Here is a 22,886-nt window from a genome sequence, read left to right as displayed (position 1 = left end):
AACGGCAAAAGTGTCGCGCATCCGCCACGGCAGGGCCGGATGGGCAGAATGGCGATCGGTCGAGGTGGAAATAATCCGGAATCAATGACGGCGTAGCTTCGAATGACGAAGCGCCCCGAGATCCCCCCAGTCGGGTCGTGGAGTGGTCGGCGGACCCGACGAAGCCCAGGCTTCGCCGGTCCGTCGGCTCCGCTTCGTCAGCCTCACATCGCTGGATCGCTCCTGGACCTGCTGCCCACTGGCAAGGCCGCCATCCGCCGATCCGCTTTGTTTTCAGGCCGAGTTGAGGAAGACGTGGCACCCCTCGGTCTTAGTCCGATGCTCCGTCAGGATCGGCCTCGATCGTCAGCGTATCGAGGGTGAAGCTGCCATCCTCTTCCACGTCGAAATAGGCACGCACGGATTCGGGCGCGCGCTGCTGCAGGCGACGGATCGCGGCGGCATCATCCTGCGGCGTTCCCATCCGGGCGATCCAGCTCGAAAAATCGAGGCGCAGGCGGCGCAGGGTCTCGTGCCCCGGAACGAACCCGGCTTGCGCCAGCATCGCGCGCCATTGCGAGGGGGCGTAGTTGCGTCCGTGCGAGGGGTCGCGCAACAGCTCCCAGCTCTGCAGATGCGTATCGAGGAGCGGGTTCTCCGGCGCCGCCGTGTCGATCATCACGAGCCAGCCGCGCGGCGCGAGCACGCGACGGGCTTCCGTCAGCGCTGGGACAACATCCGTCCAGTGATGGGCGCTGAACCGGGACACGACGAGATCGAAACTCTCGTCGCGGAAGGGCAGGGCCTGCACGGTGCCCTGCTCGGTGCGAATGTTGCCGAGGCCGCGCCGCGCGGCTTCTTCCGATACGGCCGAGAGCATCGCGGGCGAGAGGTCGAAGGCGGTGACAGTGCGCACATGCGGCGCGATCGCGTAGGTGGCGTGGCCCCCACCGCAGCCGAGATCGAGCGCGGCGGCATCGGGACGGGCGCGGGCGAGCTCGGCGAACTGGACGAGGTCGTCGCCGGCGGCATGCGCCGCGCTCGTCACATAATCCGCGGCGCGGGCCTCGAACTGCCCGGTGACGTTGGCCTCGTGCCCTGCCATGGCCTGCTCCTCATGGTTTCGGGATCTCCGCCGCGATGAGTTCCGGCAGCGGCGCCAGCCGCGAGAGCCGGATCGCGATCAGCAGGGCTAGAACGTAGAGCCCCGCGAAGAAGCCCGCTACACCCGGCCAGCCGGCATGGGCGAAGAACCAGCCTCCCGTCGTGCCGAGCACCGAGGAGCCGAGATAGTACAGGCAGAGGTAGATCGCCGAGGCCTGCGCCCGGTCGGTCATGGCACGGCGGCCGATCCAGCTCGAGGCCACGGAGTGCGCGCCGAAGAAGCTCACCGTCACGACGACGATGCCGGCGATGATCAGGATCAGGTGCGAGGACAGGGTGAGCGCGATGCCGCCGAGTCCGAGCAGGATGGCGAGCCACAGCACCCGGCGCCGCCCGAGCCGGCTCGCGACCTCGCCGGTAATCGCCGAGCTCGCGGTGCCGGCGAGATAGACCACGAAGATCGCGCCGATCGCCGTCTGGCTCAGGGAGTAGGGCGGATCGAGCAGGCGGAAGCCGATGTAGTTGTAGACGCAGACGAATCCCCCCATCAGCAGGAAGGATTCCGAGAAGAGCCAGGGCAGGCCCGCATCCTTGAAATGGTGCCCGAAGCTTGCCGGCACCTCGCGCCAGCGCATCCGGTGCGCCGCGAAATGGCGGGAGGCGGGGAGGGCGAACTGGAAGGCGAGGGCCGCCAGCAGCGCCAGCCCGCCGATCACTCCCAGGCCGATCCGCCAGGAAGCGTGATCGGCGATGATGCCGGCCATGAGCCGGCCGACCATTCCGCCCAGCGCGTTGCCGCCGATCAGCAGCCCCATGGAGAGGCCGATGGCGCGACCGTGCATCTCCTCGCTGAGATAGGCCATCGCCACCGCCGGCAGGCCGCTGGCGGCGATGCCGGTCAGGGCGCGGAGCACGAGGAAGCCGTGCCAGCTCGGCATCATCACCGCGGCGATGGTGAGGAGCGCGGAGAGGAACAGCGAGGCCGCCATGACGGGCTTGCGGCCCCAGACTTCCGAGAGCGGGCTGACGACGAGCAGCGAGACTGCGAGCGTGGCGCAGGGCAGGGAGAGGGCGAGGCTGCTCTCGGCCGGCGAGACAGAAAAGGCGTCGGCGAAGACCGGCATCAGCGGCTGCACGCCGTAGAGCACTGCGAAGGTCGAGAAGCCGGCGGCGAAGAGGGCGAGGGTGGTGCGGCGGAACTCAGGCGTCCCGGCCTCGATCAACCGGTGCCCGACCTCTCCATCCATCGCCCTGAACACCCTTCGTCCAAACCGCCTTGCGTCCCCGGCGAAACCCGGACGCTGCCATCGGTATAGGACCTAAATGTTTCCCGTGCCCGTCACGGTCAGGTGAGGACGCACACGGCCGACCTGCCGTCTCCGCATGAGAAGCGTCCCGCCCGCATCGGCTGCGGGCGGGATCGAGCCTTACCGCGGCGCGGGCGGCGGCGAGCCGTCCTGCTGGCCCTGGTCGGCCTGCTGCTGCAGGAGCGGCGTGATCCGTCGCACGGTGACGCGGCGGTTCTCGCGGTTGGCCTCCTGCGTGTTCACCTTCAGGTACTGCTCGCCGTAGCCCTGGGTGGTCAGGTTCTCCGGGGGCACCTGGAAGGTTTGCGTCAGGATGGTCGCCACCGACTGCGCGCGCCGGTCGGAGAGCGAGAGGTTGTCGATGTCTGCGCCCACCGCGTCGGTGTAGCCCTCGATCAGGAACACCTCCTGCGGGTTGGCCTGCACCGCCTGATTGATCGCATCGGCGATGTTCTTGAGCTGGCGCCCCTGCTCCGGCGTGACCGTGAACGATCCGGAGTCGAAGGTGATCGTGTTGATGTCGACGCTCGGCATGCGGGCCCGCAGCTGCGGGCTGTAGCGCACCTGGTCGAGGGAGTAGCGCCGGTCGATCGCCGTCACCGGCGGCGCGGTGAGCGCTCCGTAGACCGCGCGGGCATCGGCCCGCTCGTAATCGACGATGTAGCGGTCGCGCGGGATGCGGATGTCCGGCGGCGGCAGGTCGACCACATCCTCGTAGATCGGGCGTGCGCCACCCCGGCCGTAGCCGTTGTTGATGATCATCAGCTCGCGGCCGTCGCGGTAGCGGCGGTAGCGCCGGACGAGGCGACCGTCATCGTCGACCACGGTGACGATCTGCTCGCCGCCCGGCCGGTCGATGTAGCTGTAGGTCTCGGAGCCGCGCCGCTCGCTGCGATAGGCGCGCCGGTCGAGATCGCGGAAGCGCTCGTTCTCGTCGTGGCGGATGTAGTAGTTGTCGCGGTCGCGCACGATGATGCGGCCGGGCTCGCGGTAATAGTTGCGGCCGTCGACATTGTATTCCTGGCGATCGCGGCGGATGCGCTCGTAGTCGCGAATCTCGTCGTCCTCGCGGCTGTCCCGGAAGCCGCCGGGAATGTAGCCGGGGGCGCCGGGCCGGTTGAAGCCGCTGCGCCGGTCGTCGCCTCGGCGGTCGTCCCGGCGATCATTGTCGAAGCCCGAGCCACCGCGGCCGTCACGCCCGACGGTGCCGGGCTGCTGGCCCGGCTGAAGCTGATTGGGCTGCTGGCCAGGCTGGACCTGGTTCTGCTGGAACTGACCGGGCGGCTGGTCCCGCCGGAGCTGGTTCGGATCCTGGCCCGGCTGAACACCCGGCTGGGTTCCGGGCTGGACGCCCGGTTGACCCGCATTCGGCTGCTGACCCTGCGGCGTGAAGGGCCGCCCCGGTACGCCCGGACGCTGGTTCGGAGCGGTGGGCGCCGCGCCGGGGGCTGTGCCCGGCTGCGTGGCGCCCGGCGGTGTCGCGGCATTTGGCTGAGCCGGCGGCTGCTGACGGTTCTGCGGGCTCGGCGCCTCGGGGCTCGTCGGACGCTGAGGCTGTGGCGTGGTGGGCGGCGTCGCGCCCGGTTGCGTGGGTGCCTCCGGGGCACGCCGCTGAGCCGGTGCGGGCGCTGTCTGGGGCTGAGCCGCCGGCGGTGTCGTGGGACGGGTCGGGGCCGTGCGGGACGGCTCCTCGCTCGCAGGCGGGGTTGGCCGCGTTGGCTGAGTGGGAGCGGTCGGCCGTTCCGGCGCCTGGCGCTGGGCGGGTGCCTCGCGGGTGGCGGGTGCCTCCTGCCGCTCTCTGGCTGCCGGGGCCTGCCGCGGCTCGAGACGCTCGCGGGCAGAGGGGGCTTCCGGCCGCTCGCGAGCCGCAGGCGCCTGCCGCGGCTCGGGCCGTTCGCGGGCTGCTGGCGCCTCCGGCCGCTCACGGGCCGCCGGAGCCTCGGGCCGCTCGCGCGCGGCCGGGGCCTGCCGCGGTTCGGGTCGTTCGCGGGCTGCCGGTGCTTCTGGCCGCTCGCGGGCGGCAGGCGCCTGCCGCGGCTCGGGGCGCTCGCGCGCGGCCGGGGCCTCAGGCCGTTCGCGGGCTGCACCGCCGCCGCGCTCGCCGCCGCCAGGGCCGCCGCGTTCTGCGCCGCCACCGCGACCACCGCGTGGTCCTTCCTCCCCGACCTGTGCCAGTTCCATCCGTGCGGAGGGCCCTTCACCGAGGGAGCGTGCCTGCAGGGGCACGGCCAGGAGAAGGGTCGGCAGCATCGTGCCGGTCAGGAGCAGGGAGCGGGTTATCCGCATACGGTCAGCCTCGTTCATCGTCTTCGAAACGCGATCGGCGGGTTCGAACGGTGTCGGGCCGATATGGTTCCGAAAAACGAGGCGTCAAATTTCAGCAGGCCGACAGCTGGCGGCCGGATTGCGGGAAGCCGTTCTCCCTCAAGGCCTTGGCGAATCTATCGTTCGCACACCCGCACCGGCCGAAATGATCGTGAGGGGCGGGGCCGAAACAGCCGTCAGGGTGTGCCGGTGCGCGCCGGAACGGGGATCATCGACGGCTCGATCACACGCACGGCGGTGCGGTCCGTATTGGCCTTGGCGACGACCGTCGAGGCGTCGGCAGGACCGGCCGTCCCGGTAGCGGTGACGTCGCCCGCGGTCTCGCCAGCGGCGCCGGTGCGGCTGGCAGCGTCAGCCGCGAGCGTCGCGGCGGTCTTGTCGGCACGGCCGACGAGTGTCAGTCGGACCTTCGGTGGCCGCGACAGGCGCTCGGCCTGCATCGGGGTGACGAAGATGTCGCCCTTGTGCCGGACCAGCATGCTCTCGGCCTTGGCGAGTGACTGTGCCCAGCTCTGCCCCTCGCGCTTGCAGGAGCAGTTCGGCTCGAAGCTGGTGCGGAATTTGAAGGCCGTCGCCAGCGACGTGTAGGCGCGGTTGCCCTTGATGGTGGCTGCGGAGCGCAAGGCCTCGTCGCCCTCCGGCATCGAGTAGGCGACCGCCTGCGTGCCCGGGCAGAGCGCCTGGCACATCTCGTCCGCCCCGCTCCGCCCGTCCGGCAGGTTGTTCATGGGGAAGTAGGAGCCGTCGCAGGTCTTGACGCAGATGACCTTGTGGCCGCCGCGGGCCGTCTGCTGGATCGGCGAGCCATCGGTCGGAAGCGCAGGCACATCCGCGCAGGCCGTACCGATCGCCGCGATCAGCTGGCGGCGGCGTGCAGCGACAACCTCGCCGTTCTGCGCGCCGTAACCGGCATTGAGCGCCCTGATGCGCTGCTCGACGGCGCCGCACTGGGGCGGGCGCGTATCGAAGAACAGGAACTTGCCGCCCTCGCAATTGAGGGAGCGGTAATAGGATTCGAGCCGGCCGATCTCGCTCTGCAGGGCGCGCTGGGTGGAGCCGTTGTCGTTCAGGCTGGCGAGCTCGGCCTTGTAGCGCTGGCACGCGAATGGGTTCGCCGCGGCCGGCAGCACCGTGCCGGCGGAGAGCACGGCCACCGCGGCTACGACGCTTCGGCGGATCGTCGAGGGGATCAGCAGCATGGCGAGAACGCGATGAATGTCACGGAAGAGCGGTCTCCGACTCGACGGAATCGGGGCGCGGCCGTGTTGACTAACATACGTGATACGCCCCCTCGCGCGGCGGTGACAGGCACACCACATCGATACGGCCAAGTTTAGAGGGGAATGGTTCGATGATGTTGCGAACGCGCACCATGCAGTCTGGAATGGCTCTGCTCGCGGCGGCGGTCCTGGCCACCGCATCACGTCCCGCACGCGCCGACGACCCCGACCGGATCTTCGACAAGTCGACGGTCTGGCGCCCGCTGACGCCCAACGACAAGCTCGTGGTCTACGGCATCGACGATCCCAACGTGAGCGGCATCGCCTGCTGGTACACCCAGCCCGAGAAGGGCGGCATCAAGGGCACGCTCGGCCTCGCCGAGGATGTGTCCGACATCTCGCTGGCCTGCCGCCAGACAGGTCCGGTGCAGTTCAAGGAGAAATTCAAGCAGGGCGAGGTGGTGTTCAGCGAGCGCCGCTCGCTGATCTTCAAGTCCATGCAGATCGTACGCGGCTGCGACGTCAAGCGTAACACGCTGATCTACATGGTCTATTCGGATAGGGTGATCCAGGGCTCGCCGAAGAACTCGACCTCGGCCGTCCCACTCATGCCGTGGGGCACGGAGCCGCCGCAGAAATGCGCGGAGTTCGTGAAGTGAGGCCGGGAGGCCTCGCTGATCAATCCTGGCAGGTAATCCGGATCGGGCGCTCAGTGGCCGGGCGAACCGGGGTCGCGTCGATGGAACCGGTATATTCGTCCCGATCGGCGACGCCGTAGGAGGCGGCCGAGGCGAAGCCCTGGGACTCGCACCAGGCGTTGGCAACGACCTGACCGCACTCGCTTTTGCCGTTGGTGAGGCACTCGCCGGTGCCGTAGCCATCGTTGGCGGGGATCAGGAAGGCCCGCTCGACATGCTGGGTCGCGGCGCCCTCACCGGCGAAAGCCGGGGCGGCGACGGACGAAACCAGGGCAAGGGCGAGGAAGGCAGCAGCCTGAAGGCGCATGGTCGGGACCTCGAAAATCGGATGACGCGATTGCGTAGTGTTCTGACGGCTCGGTAAACAAAGGCTTCACGCTACCGCCTACAGTCGAGTGAGCAGCGGCGATCGACCAGCAGGTTGTCGAATCGATCACGCTTTTGGGGTACCGGATGCGAACGGCTCCGACCGTCGCCCTTGCGCCACAGCCGGCCGAGGGCAATGGGGCGGGACCGTGGCGAACGGAACCGGGCCGCTCAGGCGGCCGGACTCGGAAAGCGCCGCGATACAACGGGATAGGGGTCTTGCCCGGCGCCGGCAGCGCGCAGGGTCACGGCACCGAACGAGATGGACTCCGATGGCGCCGATGTTGCGGCTCTACAACACGCTGACCCGCGAGAAGGCGGCGTTCACGCCGATCGATCCAGGCCATGTGCGGGTCTATGCCTGCGGCCCGACGGTCTACGACGCGGCCCATATCGGCAATGCGCGCCCGATCATCGTCTTCGACCTGCTCTTCCGGCTGCTGCGCCACCTCTACGGCGAGGCGCACGTCACCTACGCCCGCAATGTCACGGACGTGGACGACAAGATCAACGCGCGCGCCGCCGAGCGCGGCATCACGATCCGCGAACTCACCGACGGCACGCTCAGCCTCTTCCATCAGGACATGCGCGATCTCGGCGTGCTGATGCCGGAGGATGTGAACGTGGCGGGTGAGCGCCCGCGTTTCCTCGAGCCGCGCGCCACGGACCATATCGGCGAGATGGTCTCGCTGATCGAAGGATTGGTGGCGGCCGGGCACGCCTATGTCGCCGAGGATCACGTCCTGTTCGACGTGCCCTCGATGCCGGATTACGGCAGCCTCTCGAAGCGCCCGCTCGACGAGATGGAGGCCGGCGCCCGCGTCGAGGTCGCCCCCTACAAGCGCTCGCCCCTCGACTTCGTGCTCTGGAAGCCCTCGAAGCCCGGTGAACCCTCCTGGCCCTCACCCTCGGGCATCGCTGCCCCCGGCCGGCCGGGCTGGCATATCGAGTGCTCCGCGATGTCGTGGAAGCATCTCGGGAAGACCTTCGACATCCATGCCGGTGGCATCGACCTGATCTTTCCCCATCACGAGAACGAGGTGGCGCAGTCGCGCTGCTGCTTCGGCACGCCGGTCATGGCGAATGTCTGGATGCATAACGGCTTCCTCCAGGTGGAGGGGGAGAAGATGTCGAAGTCGCTCGGCAACTTCGTCACCATCCGCGAGGTGCTGAACGACTGGCCGGGCGAGGTCGTGCGGCTCGCGATGCTGAAGACGCATTATCGCCAGCCGATCGACTGGACCGTGCGAGGGCTCGAGGAAGCCAGCCGCACGCTCGACCGTTGGTACGGCCTCGTCGGTGATGCCTCGCCGGCCCATGAGCCGCCTGCGGCGGTGCTGGACCCCCTGCTCGACGACCTGAACACGGCCTCGGCCCTCGCCGAGCTTCATCGTCTCGACGACCCCGCCTCGCTCAAGGCAGGCGCAGGATTGCTCGGTCTGCTCGGTCAGACGAAGAGCGGGCGGGAGCGGGCCAGCGTCCAGGCCTCGGGGATCGACGTCGCCGCGGTCGAGCGGCTGATCGAGGAGCGCCGCGCGGCGCGGGCCGCCAAGAACTGGGCCGCCTCCGACCAGGCACGCGATGCCCTGTCGGCACTGGGCGTCGCCGTGAAGGACAACAAGGACGGCACGACCACGTGGAGCGTGATCAAGTAGGCGGCGTTCCACACCCGTCCTTGCGAGCGTCGCGAAACGATCCAGGTCAACGCGCTGAGGCGGCGGTCGTGGCCCTGATTGCTTCGCGGCGCTCGCAGCGACGCGGTGCTAAAGCCGCTCCCTCACCAGCGCTTCTCCCTCAGGGGAGGGCGCACGCTTGGCCACCGTGTCCCGCAGCATCCCGACGACGTCGGCCGGGTCGGTGGCGACCAGGAAGGAGGGGTCCAGACCGGGACGCAGGAAGCCGTGGTCGCGCATATGCGCGAGGAGCGTCAGCAGCGGATCCCAGAAGCCGTTGATCGAGAGCAGCAGGATCGGCTTGGCGTGCTGACCGAGCTGCGCCCAGGTCATCTGCTCGATGAGCTCTTCCAGCGTGCCGATGCCGCCCGGCATCGCCACGAAGGCATCTGCGCGGTCGAACATCAGCTTCTTGCGGGTGTGCATGTCGTCGACGACGATGGTCTCCTGAATGTCCTCGAGCATGCGCTCGCGCGACTTCAGGAAGTCCGGGATGATGCCGGTGACGTGGCCGCCGGCCTGCAGGGCTGCATGCGCCACGGTGCCCATCAACCCGACATTGCCGCCGCCATAGACGAGGTTGATCCCGGCCTCGCCCAAAGCGCGGCCCACGGCCACCGCCGCACCCTTAAAGGCTGGATCGCTGCCGAAGCCCGAACCGCAATATACGCAAACCGAATTCAGATGCACGAGCCCGTCTCCCCCCACCTCGCGAGATCGGCGCCAGTCTTGGCGGCATTGAGGCCGTCATCCACCGCGGAAAGAACGGAGCATCCCCGTCTAGTCCCTCGGTATTCGCCCACTTGGGCGCGCCCGTGTCTTGGTGTTCCTGTCATGTTCGGTAATATGCCATGAGAATTAGACGGGTTGTCGACAAGCCCGCATAGGGGGCGGCATCGCTGCGACGGGCTGTAGGGAGTTGTGCGCCATGACGGCGGGTATGGGACGTCTGATAGCCCTCGCCGGCACGGGTGTGGTGATCGGGCTCACCGTCGTCGCGACGATCTTCGGCGGCGGAGACCTCCTGAAACGCATCCGGGGCATCGATCCGTCGACCGAGACGTCCCGCTCTGCCGCCGATCTGCCGAAGACCGAAGGCCATGCCGCCTCGAAGGCCCCCGGCGACCAGGCTAACGTCGAGTCGAGCAGGGATGCTCTTGCCGTTCCCGGCGGAGCCCCGCAAGCGGAAACCCGCCAGGGTGACGACAAGACGCCGAAGTTCGACATCCTGCGCGTCGAGCCCTCGGGCGATGCGGTCCTGGCCGGACGCACGACGCCCAAGGCCGAGATCGAGCTCCGGCGCGACAACAAGACCGTCGCCCGCGTCACGGCGGATGAGGGCGGCCAGTTCGCCATCGACAGCCTGTCGCTGCCGCCTGGCAACAGCGAGCTGACCCTGCGCAGCACCACGCCCGACGGCCAGGTCACGGAGGGCAGGGCGAGCGCGGTCGTGGTGGTCGACAAGGACAGGAAGGCGCAGCCGCTCGTCGCCGTGAGCGAGCCCGACAAGCCGACCCGCGTGCTGTCGATGCCCGGTCCTGTCGCCGAGGCGAGCCGCGAGGCCGCCAAGGTCTCGGGATCGAACGCGACGCCGCCCGCCGTGCCGCCTCGAAAGGAGGCTGCGCTGCCGGGAGCGGCGGACGCGTCCAAGTCCGGCCCCGTGAAGATCGTCAGCGTCGATGCGCAGGATGGCGGGCGCCTGTTCGTGTCGGGTCAGGGCGCGGCCTGGGCCTCGCTGCGCCTCTATCTCAACGACACCCTGGTCGCCTCGGGCAGGGCTGGCGCGGATGGCCGGATCGCCTTCACGATCGGACGCGGCGTGCGGCCGGGCAGCTATCAGATTCGGATCGATCAGGTGGAATCCGACGCCGGCAAGGTCGCCAACCGGGCCCAGGTGGGCTTCACCTTCCCAGCGCAACTTGCGGCGAAGGAGCCTGGAAAGCCGGCCGCGAAGGATCAGGCTGGGCCCCATACGAAGCCGGCCACGGCTACGGCCGGTGCCGACGACAGGCCGTCATCTGCGCCCCGGGCCGCGGCCGAGATGCCGGCCGTGGCCGGGGCAGGGCGCCCGACCAGCACGCTGCCATCGCAGGAGGCCGACCGCCGCACCGCCGAGGCCCTGGCGCCGAAGCTGCCTGACGCCGTCAAGCCCGACGCCCCTGGCCGGACCGCCGCGCCCGGCGCTGTCAGCGGTCCGACGGAGCTCGCCGAGAAGGCTGTCCCCGCGCCGTTCGATCAGGCCACCGCGGTCTTCGTGCCCGAGATCGAGACGGCCAAGATCATCCGCGGCGACAGCCTCTGGCAGATCAGCCGGAAGAGCTACGGCAACGGCAGGCGCTACACGGTGATCTACGAGGCCAACCGCGACCAGATCCGCGACCCGAACCTGATCTATCCCGGCCAGATCTTCGTGATGCCAAAGGATGCGCCGGCGGCCGACCGGCAGGCGCCGAACCGCGGCTGAGCGCGGGAGCAGCCCGCTGCATGCATCGGTGATGTGATCGTCGCGGCGGCTGCACGCGCGCGGGGCGGACCTTATATGCGGGGCTGATCCCCGCCTCGTAAGAACGCTTCCACATGACAGTTTCACCCGCCCCTGTGGCGGAGAACGCCCCGGCCACGCCGCAGCGGCCGGGCCTGCTCGCCATCTATCGCCGGCTCTGGCCGCATCTCTGGCCGACAGGCCGGCCGGACCTGCAGCGGCGCATCTTCGTCGCCTTCGGGCTGATCCTCGTCGTCAAGCTGATGACGATGGTGATGCCCTTCACCTTCAAATGGGCGACGGACGCGCTCGTCGCCGCGGTCGGCGGCAACCAGGGCGCGCACGGTGACAGGGTTCCCACCGGCCTCTGGGCGATCCCGGCGGCGATGATCGCCCTCTATGGCGGCTCGCGCATCGCCATGGCCGCCCTCACCCAGGTCCGCGACGGGCTCTTCGCGAAGGTCGCGATGCATGCCGTGCGGAGGCTGGCCCTGCGCACCTTCGCGCATATGCATCGGCTGTCCCTGCGCTTCCATCTCGAGCGCAAGACCGGCGGCCTCACCCGCGTGCTGGAGCGCGGCCGCTCCGGCATCGAGGAGCTGTCGCGCCTGATGGTGCTGACGCTGGTGCCGACCATCGTCGAGCTGGTGCTGGTGCTCGGCCTGCTCACATACGAGTTCGACTGGCACTATTCGGCGATCGTTGCCGTCACCATCGCCGCCTACCTGCTCTACACCTGGAAGGCGACGGAGTGGCGGATTGCCATCCGCAAGCGGATGAACGCCTCCGATACCGACGCCAACACCAAGGCCGTCGACTCGCTCCTGAACTACGAGACGGTGAAGTATTTCGGAGCCGAGGCCCGCGAGACCGAGCGCTACGACGGCTCGATGGCCAAGTACGAGAAGGCCTCGACGCAGACCTACGTCTCGCTCGCCGTGCTGAACGCCGGCCAGGCGATCATCTTCACCCTCGGCATGACCTGCGTGATGTGGCTCGCCGCGCACGACATCATGGCCGGGCGCGCGACGATCGGCGGCTTCGTGCTCGTCAACACGATGCTCGTGCAGCTCGCCGTCCCGCTCAACTTCATGGGCATGATCTACCGCGAGATCAAACAGGCGCTGATCGACATCGACGACATGTTCCGCATCCTCGACCAGAACCCCGAGATCGCGGACAGGCCCGGCGCGCCGGCCCTGCGGGTCGGGAGCGGCAGCGTGCGCTTCGAGGACGTGCGGTTCGCCTACAATCCGAGCCGGCCGATCCTAAGGGGCGTATCCTTCGAGGTGCCGGCGGGCCGGACCGTCGCCATCGTCGGCCCGTCCGGTGCCGGCAAATCGACCCTGTCGCGCCTGCTCTTCCGGTTCTACGAGCCGCAGGGAGGGCGCATCCTCATCGACGGCCAGGACATCGCCGCGGTTCGCCAGGACAGCCTGCGGGCGGTGATCGGCATGGTCCCGCAGGACACCGTGCTGTTCAACGACACCATCGGCTACAACATCCGCTACGGCCGCTGGGACGCGAGCGAGGCCGATCTGCGCGAGGCCGCCCGCTCCGCCCAGATCGACCGCTTCATCGAGAGCCTGCCCGAGGGCTACGACACGCCGGTCGGCGAGCGCGGCCTGAAACTGTCAGGTGGCGAGAAGCAGCGCGTCGCCATCGCCCGCACCATCCTCAAGGCACCGCCGATCCTCGTCCTCGACGAGGCGACCTCGGCGCTGGATTCCTTCACCGAGCGCGAGATCCAGACGGCGCTGGACCGGGTCAGCCGCGGCCGGACCACGCTGGTCATCGCCCACCGCCTCTCCACGGTCGTCAACGCCGACGAGATCCTGGTGCTCGACCATGGCCACATCGTCGAGCGCGGCGACCATCTCACGCTGCTGGCGCGCCGCGGGGTCTATGCCGCCCTGTGGAACCGCCAGCGCCAGGAGGACGAGGCCCGCGAGGCCCTGGAGCATGCGGAAGACGAGGCCGAGGACGAGCGCGTCCTCGAGGTTGCGACGCCTTAACCATATCCGCAGTAACGATGAGCCGGCGGCCGGGGAAGGGCCGTCGGGAGATCGCCAGCGTGGCCCAGCGGCTCGTCGTCATCCTTGCGAGCACATGGCTCGCCCTGGCGCCCCTCGGGGCCGAGGCCGCGCCGCGCACGCGGGTCACGAGGGACGACGGCGCCGCGAAGATCACGGTCTACGACTCGCTCTGCGACGAGGACAACTCGCTCGAATGCCTCATCGCCGAGATCGGCTGCGCCGGCCCCGGCGACTTCTACGCGACGACGTTCAACCTCGATCCCAAGCAGACCGCAGCCGTCTTCGACAAGGCGGCCGGCAAGGGCAGCGTCACGGTCGGGGGCCAGAGCTGGCCCCTGCACGTCACCAAGGTCGCCCTGTCCGACTACACCTTCAACTGGGACGTCACCGGCGTCAGCCTGGAGAAGGCGCGCGAGATCTGGGTAGCGATCTGGAGCGCCAACGAGGTGCGGCTCCAGGCCGGGCCGAAGAAGGTCACGCTCCAGCGCAGCGACGTCGCCGAGGATGATTTTCGCGCGGTGGTGAGCGCCTGCGGGGCGGCTCAGTAGGATCCACGACGCAGCCTTTCGCTTCGCTCATGGCAACCCCACCGCTCCTCATACTGAGGTGCTGCGCAGCAGCCTCAAGGCACGGCAAACGCTGATCCAAGGGCCGGCTGTCAGGTGGCAGCAGCGCCGGCCGTGCTTCGAGGGCGCTCACGCGCCACCTCAGCATGAGAAGTGTCGGTGGATTGCAGCGGCGTTCTGTCGGCTTCCCTAGGCGTCTACGGCGCTGATCCCGTAGCGCAGCCACACCGTCCCGCCTTCGAGCGGCTCGCAGCTCTTCAGCGTCAGCCGCCGGGTTTTCGCCAGGGTCTGGTCTTCCGAGCCCTCGATGTCGAACACCGCGGGCGTGCCCTTGAGCCCGTCGACGGCCGGCGCCAGGAGCAGGCTCAGCTCGTCCACCATGCCGGCCTTGAGCATCGAGCCGTTGATGCCGCCACCGCCTTCGAGCAGCAGCCGCTCGATCCCGAAATGCCGCCGCAGCTTCTGCAGCGCGAGCGGGAAATCCACCTCGGTCTCGCCGGCGAGGATGTAGGACTGGCCGCCGGCCCGCAGACGGCGCAGGCGGTCCTCCGAGACGCGCTGCGTCAGCACCACCACGACGTGGTCGCCCTCGATGTCGTTGCGGGCACCCCAATCCATCACGCCGCGGGCGTCGAGGGCGACCGCGTAGCCGGAGGCATCGGTTTTGGCGACGTGGTCCTCGCGGTCGATCGGCTGCGTGGCGTCGGGCGCCTGAGGCAGCGGCTTCGCGCTGTCGGCATAGCCCTGCATGGTGATGCGGCCGCACATCCAGGCATTGCCTTCAAGGCGCTTGTGGATCGTCTCGTAATGGTCGTCGGCGTCGAGGGTCGTCCAGCGCCGCACCTTGATGCGGCCGTCGACGGAGCTCGTCATGTGACAGATGACGTGGGGGCGTTCGCTGGCGGCCATGCGGGTCTCTTCTCGCGACGGGATCGGGGCCGTAACTGGATCGTCCTCGCCCGGCGGCCAGGGCAGGGCGCGTGTTTGCAACCCTGCCCATCCGCGTTATCGACGGCGGCACTCTCCTGCCTTCACCGAGGAAACCGAATGTCCGACCTGACGCTTGCCGCGGCCCAGACCCTCGTCGCCACCGCTCTCCGGACGGCGCGCGAGCGGAGCCTGAAGCCGCTCTGCGTCGTGGTCTACGACGCGCGCGGCGCCCTCAAGAGCCTTGCCGCCGAGGACGGCACCTCCCTGCGCCGGGCCGAGATCGCGCGGGGCAAGGCCAATGGCGCCCTGGCTCTCGGGCTCGGCTCGCGGGCCATCGCCAAGCGCGCGCAGGAGCAGCCCGAATTCGTCGCGGCCGTCAGCCACGTCGTCGGCCCCGAGGCGCTGGTGCCGGTGGCGGGCGGCGTGCTGATCCGCGACGGCGAGGGCAGGGTGGTGGGCGCCGTCGGCGTCTCCGGCGACACCTCCGACAACGACGAGATCTGCGCGCTGGCCGGCATCGAGGCGGCCGGCTTCAGGGGTGATACCGGCGCCTGAGCGTCCTTCGATGCCAGCCTTGCGCGCCTCGGGCGGAGCCATCGAGGGCCGGCGCACGGAGGGTGCGGGAATGGCAAGGGATGGCCTCGCTCCGCTCGTGGTGACGGGTGAGGGCCGGGCGGCATGAGCATCGCCCGACGCTCCTGGCTGAAGGGCAGCGCGGCGCTCGGGCTGGGCCTCTCGCTCGGCACGTCGGCCCGGGCCGACACGACGCTCTATCGGCGCGGCAACGATGCCGACCCCGAGACGCTCGATCCGCACAAGACCTCGACGGTGGCCGAGGCGCATCTGCTGCGCGACCTCTACGAAGGCCTGCTCACCTACGACAATCACGGCCGCATGATTCCCGGCGCGGCCGCGCACTGGACGGTCTCGAGCGACCGGCTGACCTACACCTTCACCCTGCGTGACGACGGCCGCTGGTCGAACGGCGATCCGGTGACGGCCGAGGACTTCCTGTTCGCCCTGCGCCGGATGCTCGATCCCAGGACCGGCGCCCGCTACGCCGAGGTGCTCTACCCGATCAAGGGTGCGGCTGCGGTGAACCGGGGGGAGGCGGCGCCGGAGAGCCTCGGCGTCTCGGCCCCCGATGCGCGCACCGTCATCGTCACCCTGGCCGAGCCGGTGCCCTACCTGCTCGAACTCCTCACGCACCAGACCTCATTGCCGGTCCATCGTCCCTCGATCGCGCAATACGGCGACGCCTTCACCCGACCGGGCCGGCTCGTCACCAACGGGCCCTACGCCCTCGTCGACATGGTGCCGAACGACCGCATCACCCTGAAGAAGAACCCGCATTTCCGCGATGCCGGCCGTATCGTCATCGAGACGGTGGCCTTCATCCCGACGCCGGACCTGTCCTCGGCCGTGCGCCGCTACGCCGCCGGCGAGATCGACTCTCTGTCGGACCTGCCCGCCGACCAGATGCCCTCGCTGAAGCGCCGCTTCGGCGATCAGGTCCAGCTCTCGCCGGCCCTCGGGCTAATGGCGATCGCGGTCAACACGCGCAAGAAGCCCTTCGATGACGTGCGCGTGCGCCGGGCGCTCTCCCTCGTCATCGACCGGGAATTCCTGGCGGAGGCCGTCTGGGGCGACACGATGAGCCCGGCCTATTCGCTCTGCCCTCCGGGTCTCGACAATTACCGCGACCCGCCCGAACTCGCCGGCCGCGAGACCCTGCCGATCGATCGCGAGGACGAGGCGAGGGCGCTTCTGGCCGAGGCCGGCTACGGCCCCGGCAAGGCGCCGCTCGCGGTCGAGTACCGCTTCAACACCACCGACAACAATCGCAACACGGCGATTGCGCTCGCCGACCTCTGGCGCGGCATCGGCGTCGAGACGCGCTTCGTCAACACGGATGCCAAGACACACTTCGCCTATCTGCGCGACGGAGGCGATTTCGATCTGGCGCGCATATCCTGGTACGCCGACTATTCCGATCCGCAGAACTTCCTGTTTCTGCTCAGGACGGGGAATGACGGCTTCAATGCCGGGCACTGGTCGAATGCCGAGTACGATGGCTTGCTGAACCAGGCCGCGGCCGAGCGGGATGTGGGCAGGCGGGCCGAGATGCTGTTTCAGGCGGAAAGGATCGTGCTGAGCGCCCTGCCCTGGATCCCGGTGCTGCATTACCGCTCGAAGGCGCTCGTCTCGCCGCGCGTCCACGGCATTCATCCGAACCTGCGCAACGTCGCGCCCACGCGCTTCCTCTCGCTGTCCCAGGGATGAAGCCGATGGCGATGCCCCCTGCCCGATCCTTGCCGACACCGTGGGGCAAATCCGGATCGTGCCCGCCACGGAGGTGCGTTGGCGCTGGACGGGCTCCCCGCATTCGCGGTGACGGCGTGGGACGTGTCCCATGATCGGCTACGCGCTCCGCCGGCTGCTCCAGGCGATCCCGACCTTGTTCGTCGTGGTGACGCTGAGCTTCTTCCTGATGCGGCTGGCGCCCGGCGGCCCCTTCGATCTGGAGCGGCCGCTGCCGGCAGCCGCCATGGAGAACCTCAAGCGCATCTACGGCCTCGATCAGCCGCTGATCGTCCAGTACGGCCGCTATCTGCTCTCGCTGATGCAGGGCGATCTCGGGCCGTCCTTCTCGTTTCGCGACCTCACGGTGAACGACCTTTTCGCACGCGGCCTGCCGGTCTCGGCGACGCTCGGGGCGCTCGCCCTGGCGCTCGCGCTCGCGCTCGGGTTGGCGCTGGGGACGCTGGCGGCGTTCCGGCGGGGGCGGCTCGCGGACCGCCTCGTCGGTCTCGGCGCCTCGCTCGGGCTCGCGGTGCCAACCTTCGTCACGGCCCCCCTCCTCCAGATCGTGTTCGGCCTCAGTCTCGGCTGGCTGCCCGTCGGCGGCTGGGATGGCGGCAGCCCGCGAAACCTGGTTCTGCCGGTGCTGACCCTGGCGCTGCCGCAGGTCGCTGCCGTGGCGCGGCTCACCCGCTCGGCACTGAATGAGGTGCTCGCCCAGCCGCATATCCGGACTCTGCGCGCCATGGGCCAGCCGCCCTACCGCGTCGCTCTCCAGGCCCTACGCGGCGCGCTGCTGCCGGTGATCAGCACCCTCGGCCCGGTCGCGGCGGCTCTGCTGACGGGCTCGGTCGTCGTCGAGACGATCTTCGGGCTCCCGGGGATCGGGCGCTACTTCGTCGATGGCGCGTTGAACCGCGACTATACGCTGGTGATGGGAACCGTGGTGCTCGTCGCCGTGATGGTGGTGGTGTTCAACCTCCTGGCCGATCTGCTCGCCGCGATCGTCGACCCCCGCCTGAGGCTCGGCGCGTGACGGCGCCGGTGTGCAAGCGTGAGTGTTTCACGTGGAACAGCGCGGCGCGATGATGGCCGCAGCTGCCCCGCGCGCGCGTTCGCTCAGTGCCCTCGCCCGGCAGCGGCTCACCCGCAACCGGCCGGCCCTGGCCGCTCTGGTGACGCTGGTCGCGGTCGCTCTGGCCTGCCTCGCCGGCCCCTTCCTCACCGGCCACGCACCGGAACGGATCTATCCCGACCTCGTCCGCATGAAGCCGAGCCTCGCGGCGCATCCGCAGCCCGACACGGTGCGCCCCGCCATCGAGCGCATTGCCTTCCGCATGCGGCTCGCGGTGGAGGATTATGCCATCAGCGACGGCACGGTCCGCCTGACGCTGGCGTCGCCGAAACCCATCAACGAGCGCAGCCTGAGCTACCTGCCCCGCTCCGACCTGTTCGGCCCCGCCAGGATCCTGGAGCGGTCGGCGGATGGCCGCCGGCTCGTCGTCGAGACGCGGGTCCAGCGGCTCCGCTTCCTGCTCGGCACCGACGTGGTCGGGCGCGACCTGCTCACCCGCTGCCTCGTCGCCGGCCGGATCTCCCTGTTGATCGGGCTGACGGCCACGCTCGTCGCGCTGCTGGTGGGGGTCGGCTACGGTGCGCTCTCCGGCATGTTGGGAGGGGTGAGCGACGCGATCATGATGCGCGTGCTCGACGTCCTCTATGCATTGCCCTTCGTTTTCTTCGTTATCGTGCTGCTCGTTTTCTTCCGCGCCAACCTCTGGCTAGTCCTCGTCGCGGTCGCCGCCGTCGAATGGCTCGACATGGCCCGCATCGTCCGCACCCAGACGCTTGCGCTCAAGGGCCGCGATTTCGTTCGCGCCGCGCAGGCGCTCGGCCTGACCACAGGGGCGATCCTCATCCGGCACATCGTGCCCAACACCCTCGGGCCGATCGTCGTCGCCGCGACGCTGCTGGTGCCGCGGGTGATCCTGCTGGAGAGCTTCCTCTCGTTCCTCGGCCTCGGCGTGCAGGAGCCGGCGACCTCCTGGGGCGTGCTGATTGCCGAGGGTTCGCGGGCGCTCGAATCCGCGCCCTGGATGCTCGGGGCACCCGCTGGCTTCCTCGTGGTCAGTCTGATCGCGCTGAACGTGCTGGGAGATGGTCTCGCCGACGCCCTCGATCCCCGGCTCAGCGAGCCGCGCTAACCGCGCCGGCGTCGAAATAGCCCTGATAGACCACGCGCACGGCACGACGTTCCGCCGGCAGCTCGGACAGCCGTTGAGCCCGAGCTCCGGATGCGGGAACAAGATTGGCGGCGGCACTCACACGGGTCGGGCGCAGCGCCCAGCGCTCGGCACCAGAGAGGTCGACGACGTCGCGATCCCGCCCCAGCGTGCCGTCGGCCGCCTTCGGCGGGGCTGCGGTGAGCCCTAACGCTCCAGTGAAGCCGGCAGCGAGGAAAAGCGTCGTGATTCGGAGCGAAGTGGTCATGACGGAATGGCTCGAGCGATGGAGCCATTCAACCGTCCTGAATCTTTCCACCCGGTCTCGCACGAATCGAGTCCCCGCGCGTTCCCAACAGCTGCGTTGAATCGAAGTTAATGGGGCGTCATGGCGAGCAAGATCGAAGGTCAATCGCAATCCGCGGCGCCCGAGCGGGCACCGATGGGGACCGTGATCGACACCGACATCGCTGCCCGGCTCGACCGACTGCCCTGGGGCCGCTTCCACGTTCTCGTCATCGTCGCCCTCGGCATCACCTGGGTGCTCGACGGGCTTGAGGTGACATTGGCCGGCGCGTTGGTTGGGGCCCTGCGCAAGCCGCCGATGTCCTTCTCAGAGTTCGACGTCGGCTTGGCGGCTAGCTCCTACCTCGTCGGAGCGGTGATGGGTGCTCTCGGCTTCGGCTGGCTCACGGACCGGATCGGCCGGAAAAAGCTCTTCTTCATCACGCTTGCCCTCTACCTCGCTGCCACGGCGGCCTCGGGTCTCTCCTGGGACATCTGGAGTTTTTGCGTGTTTCGCTTCCTCACCGGCGCGGGCATCGGTGGCGAGTACACGGCGATCAACTCGACGATTCAGGAGCTCGTCCCGGCGCGGGTGCGCGGCTGGACCGATCTCGTCATCAACGGCTCGTTCTGGATCGGCGCGGCGCTCGGCTCCTTCCTCTCCATCGCTGTGCTGCGGCCGGAATGGGTCGATCCAACCTATGGCTGGCGCATCGCCTTCTTCGTCGGCGGCGGCATTGGCCTCGTGATCCTACTGCTGCGCACATGGATTCCCGAGAGTCCGCGCTGGCTCGCCACACATGGCTATACGGCGGAGGCGGACCGCGTGGTCACCGGCATCGAGAAGCGCTTCACGGACGAAGGCATCACGCTTCCGCCGGTCGACGAGAACCGGCGCATGAAGCTGAGGACGCGAAGCCATACGCCCCTGTCCGAAGTGGCAAGCGCCATGCTGGTCACGAGCCGCACTCAGACATTCGTCGGCCTCGCGCTGATGATTGCGCAGGCCTTCTTCTACAATGCCCTGTTCTTCACCTACGCCCTGGTGCTGGAGCGCTTCTACGGCGTGCCGGGCGGGCATGTCGGCTGGTACCTGCTGCCCTTCGCACTGGGCTCCTTCCTCGGGCCGCTGCTGCTGGGGCGGCTCTTCGACACGATAGGCCGCCGACCGATGATCGCCTTCACCTACGGTATCTCGGCGCTGCTGCTCGCCGGGGCAGGCTATTTGTTCAAGATCGACGTGTTCGGGCCCATCGGGCAGACCACGACCTGGATGGTGGTGTTCTTCTTCGCAAGTGCTGCGGCGAGTTCCGCCTATCTTACCGTCGCCGAAACCTTCCCCTTGGAGATCCGCGCGCTGGCAATTGCCGCCTTCTACGCGATCGGGACCGGGATTGGCGGTGTTTCCGGGCCCCTGTTGTTTGGCACCCTGGTCGAGACCGGCTCTCGCGAATGGGTATTCATCGGCTACCTCATCGGCGCCGCGCTGATGGCAATAGCTTCTGTCGTCGGCTGGATCTGGGGAACGGCCGCCGAGGGTAAGTCGCTTGAGGATGTATCGAAGCCACTCGCAGCGGCGTGAATAGGCGCGGTGGGTGCATGCATAAAAAGGCCGTTGCGACGGCTCAAATGCAATTTGATATGCATCGCGCGCATTGATGCAGCGCAAAATCCCTGACTTCGCAGCGCAGCATCGCGCCCACATATTCAGGTCTCCCGGTGCTACCGGCTTTCCGTACGGGCACTCCCGACGGACAGTAACTGCACAGGATATCCCACAATGCGCGCTTTATTCCTCGCACTCACCGCGACGACGCTCACCCTCGCCACCGCCGCTTCCGCAGCCGAATGGAAGGCTGGCGCCGGCAAGTCGATTGATCTCGGCTCCTTCAAGGGCTCGGCCTATTACACCACCGAGCAGGACGGCTACCGGGTGGTTGCCACCCTCGCCTCCGTGAATTCCGGCGCCGATCACCCGCAGGTCATTCGCTTGGCAACGACGCTGAAGGGCGATCAGACGGTGCATCTCTCGATCCCAGGCACCGTCGGCGCGGACGGCAGCGAGACCACCATCGCCTTCAAGCGCAGCGGCAACATCGTCGAGATAGCCGCCGCCGAGTAAGGGCTACATGCAGCCGCCGGTTCTCCCGGCGGCTGCGATGCCATCGGCCTCGACACCTGCTATCGAGCGTGAGTGGCGCGGAGGCCGGGATGAATTGGTTAGGTGAGGATCGCGTGCCGTCGCTGCGCGCGAGGTGGAGACGTTTAAGGCGACACCTGCAACGTTGCTGCGTCGGTCTCGCATCGCTTCGCTCTCATCCCAGTAGCAGGGAACGCCACGCGTGACCGCTGTCCGCCCTGGTGAGATCGAGGGCCTGCTGCGGCGCGGTCCAGATCCACGCATCCTGCTCGTCCTCGTCTATGGGCCCGATATAGGCCTCGTAGCAGATCGCTCCGCCCGGCTGGTCAAAGGCATGACGGCCGATCCAGACGACCCCTTTGCCCTGGTGAAGCTCGACGGAGACGCTCTCGCCTCAGATCCCGGCCGTCTTGTCGACGAGGCTGGCACCATCGGGCTATTCGGCGGCAGCCGCACGATCTGGGTTCGCTCTGGCTCCCGAAATTATGCGCCCGCCGTCGATGCCTTGCTCAAGGCTGATCCGGCCGGCGCGCGTATCGTGGTCGAGGCCGGCGATCTCCAAAAGTCCTCGCCCCTGCGCGCTGTCTGCGAAAGGTCCTCTCGCGCGCTCGCTATCCCCTGCTACCCGGACGATGCCCGCACGCTAACAGAGCTGATCGAGAACACCCTCCGGGAGTACGGCCTGGGAATCGATCGCGACGCCCGCGATCTGCTGGCCCAGAGCCTCGGCGCTGATCGCCGTGCCAGCCTCTCCGAGATTGAAAAGCTCGCGCTCTATGCACGGGGTCGCGACAAGGTGGAGCTAGACGATGTCGAGGCGATCGTCAGCGACGTCGGCGCCAGTGTACTCAATGCCCTGATTGATGCTGCCTTCGCGGGCAGGATGGCCGAAGCAGAGCGCGAGGTACGTCGGTTCCGGCAAGAGGGGCTCGACCCATCGGCGATGCTCGGCGCTGCGCTCCGTCATGCCCTTGCGCTGCTCAATGCTCGGCTAGACGATCCTTCCGCGAGCGCCAGCTCATTGGTGGCGAACTGGCGCGGCCTTCATTTCAAGCGCAAGGGATTGGTGGAGACGCAACTCTCCCGCTGGTCGCCGGGCGCCCTCCGACACGCAGCGGCAGCTCTGCAGGAGGCCGTCCTGGCCTGTCGGCGGTCCGATGCAGGCCTCGCCCAAGCCCACGCTTCTGCGGCGTTGTTGCGCATCGCCGGGGAGGCAGCGCGACGTCGAGGCTGATCAACCGCCCACACTTCG

General features: G+C 68.6%; 20 protein-coding genes. 12 read left to right on the top strand and 8 right to left on the bottom strand.

The features are described from left to right. Positions 1-310 precede the first annotated feature (310 nt). The 4 genes from MGN01_RS04040 to MGN01_RS04025 all read right to left on the bottom strand — a co-directional run bounded on the left by MGN01_RS04040 (position 311) and on the right by MGN01_RS04025 (position 5,914). On the bottom strand, positions 311-1,084 hold the full coding sequence (locus tag MGN01_RS04040) for a class I SAM-dependent methyltransferase (RefSeq protein ID WP_147045310.1): 774 nt from the start codon (positions 1,082-1,084) through the stop codon (positions 311-313). A 10-nt stretch (positions 1,085-1,094) separates the two neighbouring features. After that, entirely contained in the window at positions 1,095-2,330 is a 1,236-nt protein-coding gene (locus MGN01_RS04035; RefSeq protein ID WP_147045309.1) for an MFS transporter, read from the bottom strand. A 180-nt stretch (positions 2,331-2,510) separates the two neighbouring features. Next, positions 2,511-4,676 (bottom strand): OmpA family protein, encoded by a 2,166-nt coding sequence (locus tag MGN01_RS04030; RefSeq protein ID WP_147045371.1) that lies wholly within the window; start codon positions 4,674-4,676, stop codon positions 2,511-2,513. Positions 4,677-4,891: 215 nt separating this feature from the next. Then, positions 4,892-5,914, bottom strand: a complete 1,023-nt coding sequence (locus tag MGN01_RS04025) for a DUF2865 domain-containing protein (protein WP_147045308.1) — start codon at positions 5,912-5,914, stop codon at positions 4,892-4,894. A gap of 152 nt (positions 5,915-6,066) precedes the next feature. Between MGN01_RS04025 and MGN01_RS04020 the strand changes: the two genes are divergently transcribed. Next, a complete protein-coding gene (locus MGN01_RS04020) occupies positions 6,067-6,594 on the top strand; it encodes a CreA family protein (protein ID WP_174804550.1) in 528 nt (175 codons plus the stop codon). A gap of 19 nt (positions 6,595-6,613) precedes the next feature. Here MGN01_RS04020 and MGN01_RS04015 read toward each other — a convergent pair whose 3' ends face one another. Further along, complete coding sequence (locus MGN01_RS04015) at positions 6,614-6,940, bottom strand: hypothetical protein (RefSeq protein WP_147045307.1); 327 nt, start codon at positions 6,938-6,940, stop codon at positions 6,614-6,616. Between the two features lie 331 nt (positions 6,941-7,271). Between MGN01_RS04015 and cysS the strand changes: the two genes are divergently transcribed. Then, a complete protein-coding gene (cysS, locus tag MGN01_RS04010; protein WP_147045306.1) occupies positions 7,272-8,654 on the top strand; it encodes a cysteine--tRNA ligase in 1,383 nt (460 codons plus the stop codon). 108 nt (positions 8,655-8,762) lie between these two features. Here cysS and MGN01_RS04005 read toward each other — a convergent pair whose 3' ends face one another. After that, positions 8,763-9,356: an LOG family protein gene (locus MGN01_RS04005; protein ID WP_147045369.1), complete on the bottom strand. Its 594-nt coding sequence runs from the start codon at positions 9,354-9,356 to the stop codon at positions 8,763-8,765. Positions 9,357-9,600: 244 nt separating this feature from the next. On the opposite strand from MGN01_RS04005, the gene MGN01_RS04000 reads away from it, so the two are divergent. The 3 genes from MGN01_RS04000 (at position 9,601) to MGN01_RS03990 (ending at position 13,738) form a co-directional block, all read left to right on the top strand. Next, positions 9,601-11,136, top strand: coding sequence for a LysM peptidoglycan-binding domain-containing protein (locus MGN01_RS04000; RefSeq protein ID WP_147045305.1), 1,536 nt, complete (start codon positions 9,601-9,603; stop codon positions 11,134-11,136). Between the two features lie 113 nt (positions 11,137-11,249). Then, positions 11,250-13,169: an ABCB family ABC transporter ATP-binding protein/permease gene (locus MGN01_RS03995; RefSeq protein ID WP_147045304.1), complete on the top strand. Its 1,920-nt coding sequence runs from the start codon at positions 11,250-11,252 to the stop codon at positions 13,167-13,169. Positions 13,170-13,228: 59 nt separating this feature from the next. After that, the gene (locus MGN01_RS03990; RefSeq protein WP_147045303.1) at positions 13,229-13,738 is read left to right on the top strand and encodes a hypothetical protein; all 510 of its coding nucleotides are present in this window, start codon (positions 13,229-13,231) and stop codon (positions 13,736-13,738) included. A 207-nt stretch (positions 13,739-13,945) separates the two neighbouring features. On the opposite strand, the gene MGN01_RS03985 is transcribed toward MGN01_RS03990, so the two are convergent. Then, positions 13,946-14,665: a RibD family protein gene (locus MGN01_RS03985; RefSeq protein ID WP_147045302.1), complete on the bottom strand. Its 720-nt coding sequence runs from the start codon at positions 14,663-14,665 to the stop codon at positions 13,946-13,948. Between the two features lie 138 nt (positions 14,666-14,803). Between MGN01_RS03985 and MGN01_RS03980 the strand changes: the two genes are divergently transcribed. The 4 genes from MGN01_RS03980 to MGN01_RS03965 all read left to right on the top strand — a co-directional run bounded on the left by MGN01_RS03980 (position 14,804) and on the right by MGN01_RS03965 (position 19,191). After that, on the top strand, positions 14,804-15,241 hold the full coding sequence (locus MGN01_RS03980) for a GlcG/HbpS family heme-binding protein (protein WP_147045301.1): 438 nt from the start codon (positions 14,804-14,806) through the stop codon (positions 15,239-15,241). 123 nt (positions 15,242-15,364) lie between these two features. Beyond that, the gene (locus tag MGN01_RS03975; protein WP_147045300.1) at positions 15,365-16,969 is read left to right on the top strand and encodes a peptide ABC transporter substrate-binding protein; all 1,605 of its coding nucleotides are present in this window, start codon (positions 15,365-15,367) and stop codon (positions 16,967-16,969) included. Between the two features lie 130 nt (positions 16,970-17,099). Next, positions 17,100-18,023: an ABC transporter permease gene (locus MGN01_RS03970; RefSeq protein ID WP_147045299.1), complete on the top strand. Its 924-nt coding sequence runs from the start codon at positions 17,100-17,102 to the stop codon at positions 18,021-18,023. 49 nt (positions 18,024-18,072) lie between these two features. After that, complete coding sequence (locus tag MGN01_RS03965) at positions 18,073-19,191, top strand: ABC transporter permease (RefSeq protein WP_373319143.1); 1,119 nt, start codon at positions 18,073-18,075, stop codon at positions 19,189-19,191. Here the strand turns inward: MGN01_RS03965 and MGN01_RS03960 are convergent. Further along, on the bottom strand, positions 19,175-19,477 hold the full coding sequence (locus MGN01_RS03960) for a hypothetical protein (RefSeq protein WP_238257598.1): 303 nt from the start codon (positions 19,475-19,477) through the stop codon (positions 19,175-19,177). The genes MGN01_RS03965 and MGN01_RS03960 overlap by 17 nt on opposite strands. A gap of 120 nt (positions 19,478-19,597) precedes the next feature. Here MGN01_RS03960 and MGN01_RS03955 point away from each other — a divergent pair, with 120 nt between their 5' ends. The 3 genes from MGN01_RS03955 (at position 19,598) to holA (ending at position 22,868) form a co-directional block, all read left to right on the top strand. Then, positions 19,598-21,076 carry an MFS transporter gene (locus MGN01_RS03955; RefSeq protein ID WP_147045298.1) on the top strand — a complete coding sequence of 493 codons (1,479 nt, stop codon included), beginning with the start codon at positions 19,598-19,600 and terminating at the stop codon, positions 21,074-21,076. Positions 21,077-21,274: 198 nt separating this feature from the next. Next, the gene (locus tag MGN01_RS03950) at positions 21,275-21,616 is read left to right on the top strand and encodes a hypothetical protein (RefSeq protein ID WP_147045297.1); all 342 of its coding nucleotides are present in this window, start codon (positions 21,275-21,277) and stop codon (positions 21,614-21,616) included. Positions 21,617-21,836: 220 nt separating this feature from the next. After that, a complete protein-coding gene (gene holA / locus MGN01_RS03945; RefSeq protein ID WP_147045296.1) occupies positions 21,837-22,868 on the top strand; it encodes a DNA polymerase III subunit delta in 1,032 nt (343 codons plus the stop codon). Positions 22,869-22,886: the final 18 nt, after the last annotated feature.

It is taken from the genome of Methylobacterium gnaphalii (genome assembly GCF_007992215.1).
GTDB lineage: Bacteria > Pseudomonadota > Alphaproteobacteria > Rhizobiales > Beijerinckiaceae > Methylobacterium > Methylobacterium gnaphalii.
This window is presented reverse-complemented; position numbering and strand designations above follow the sequence as displayed.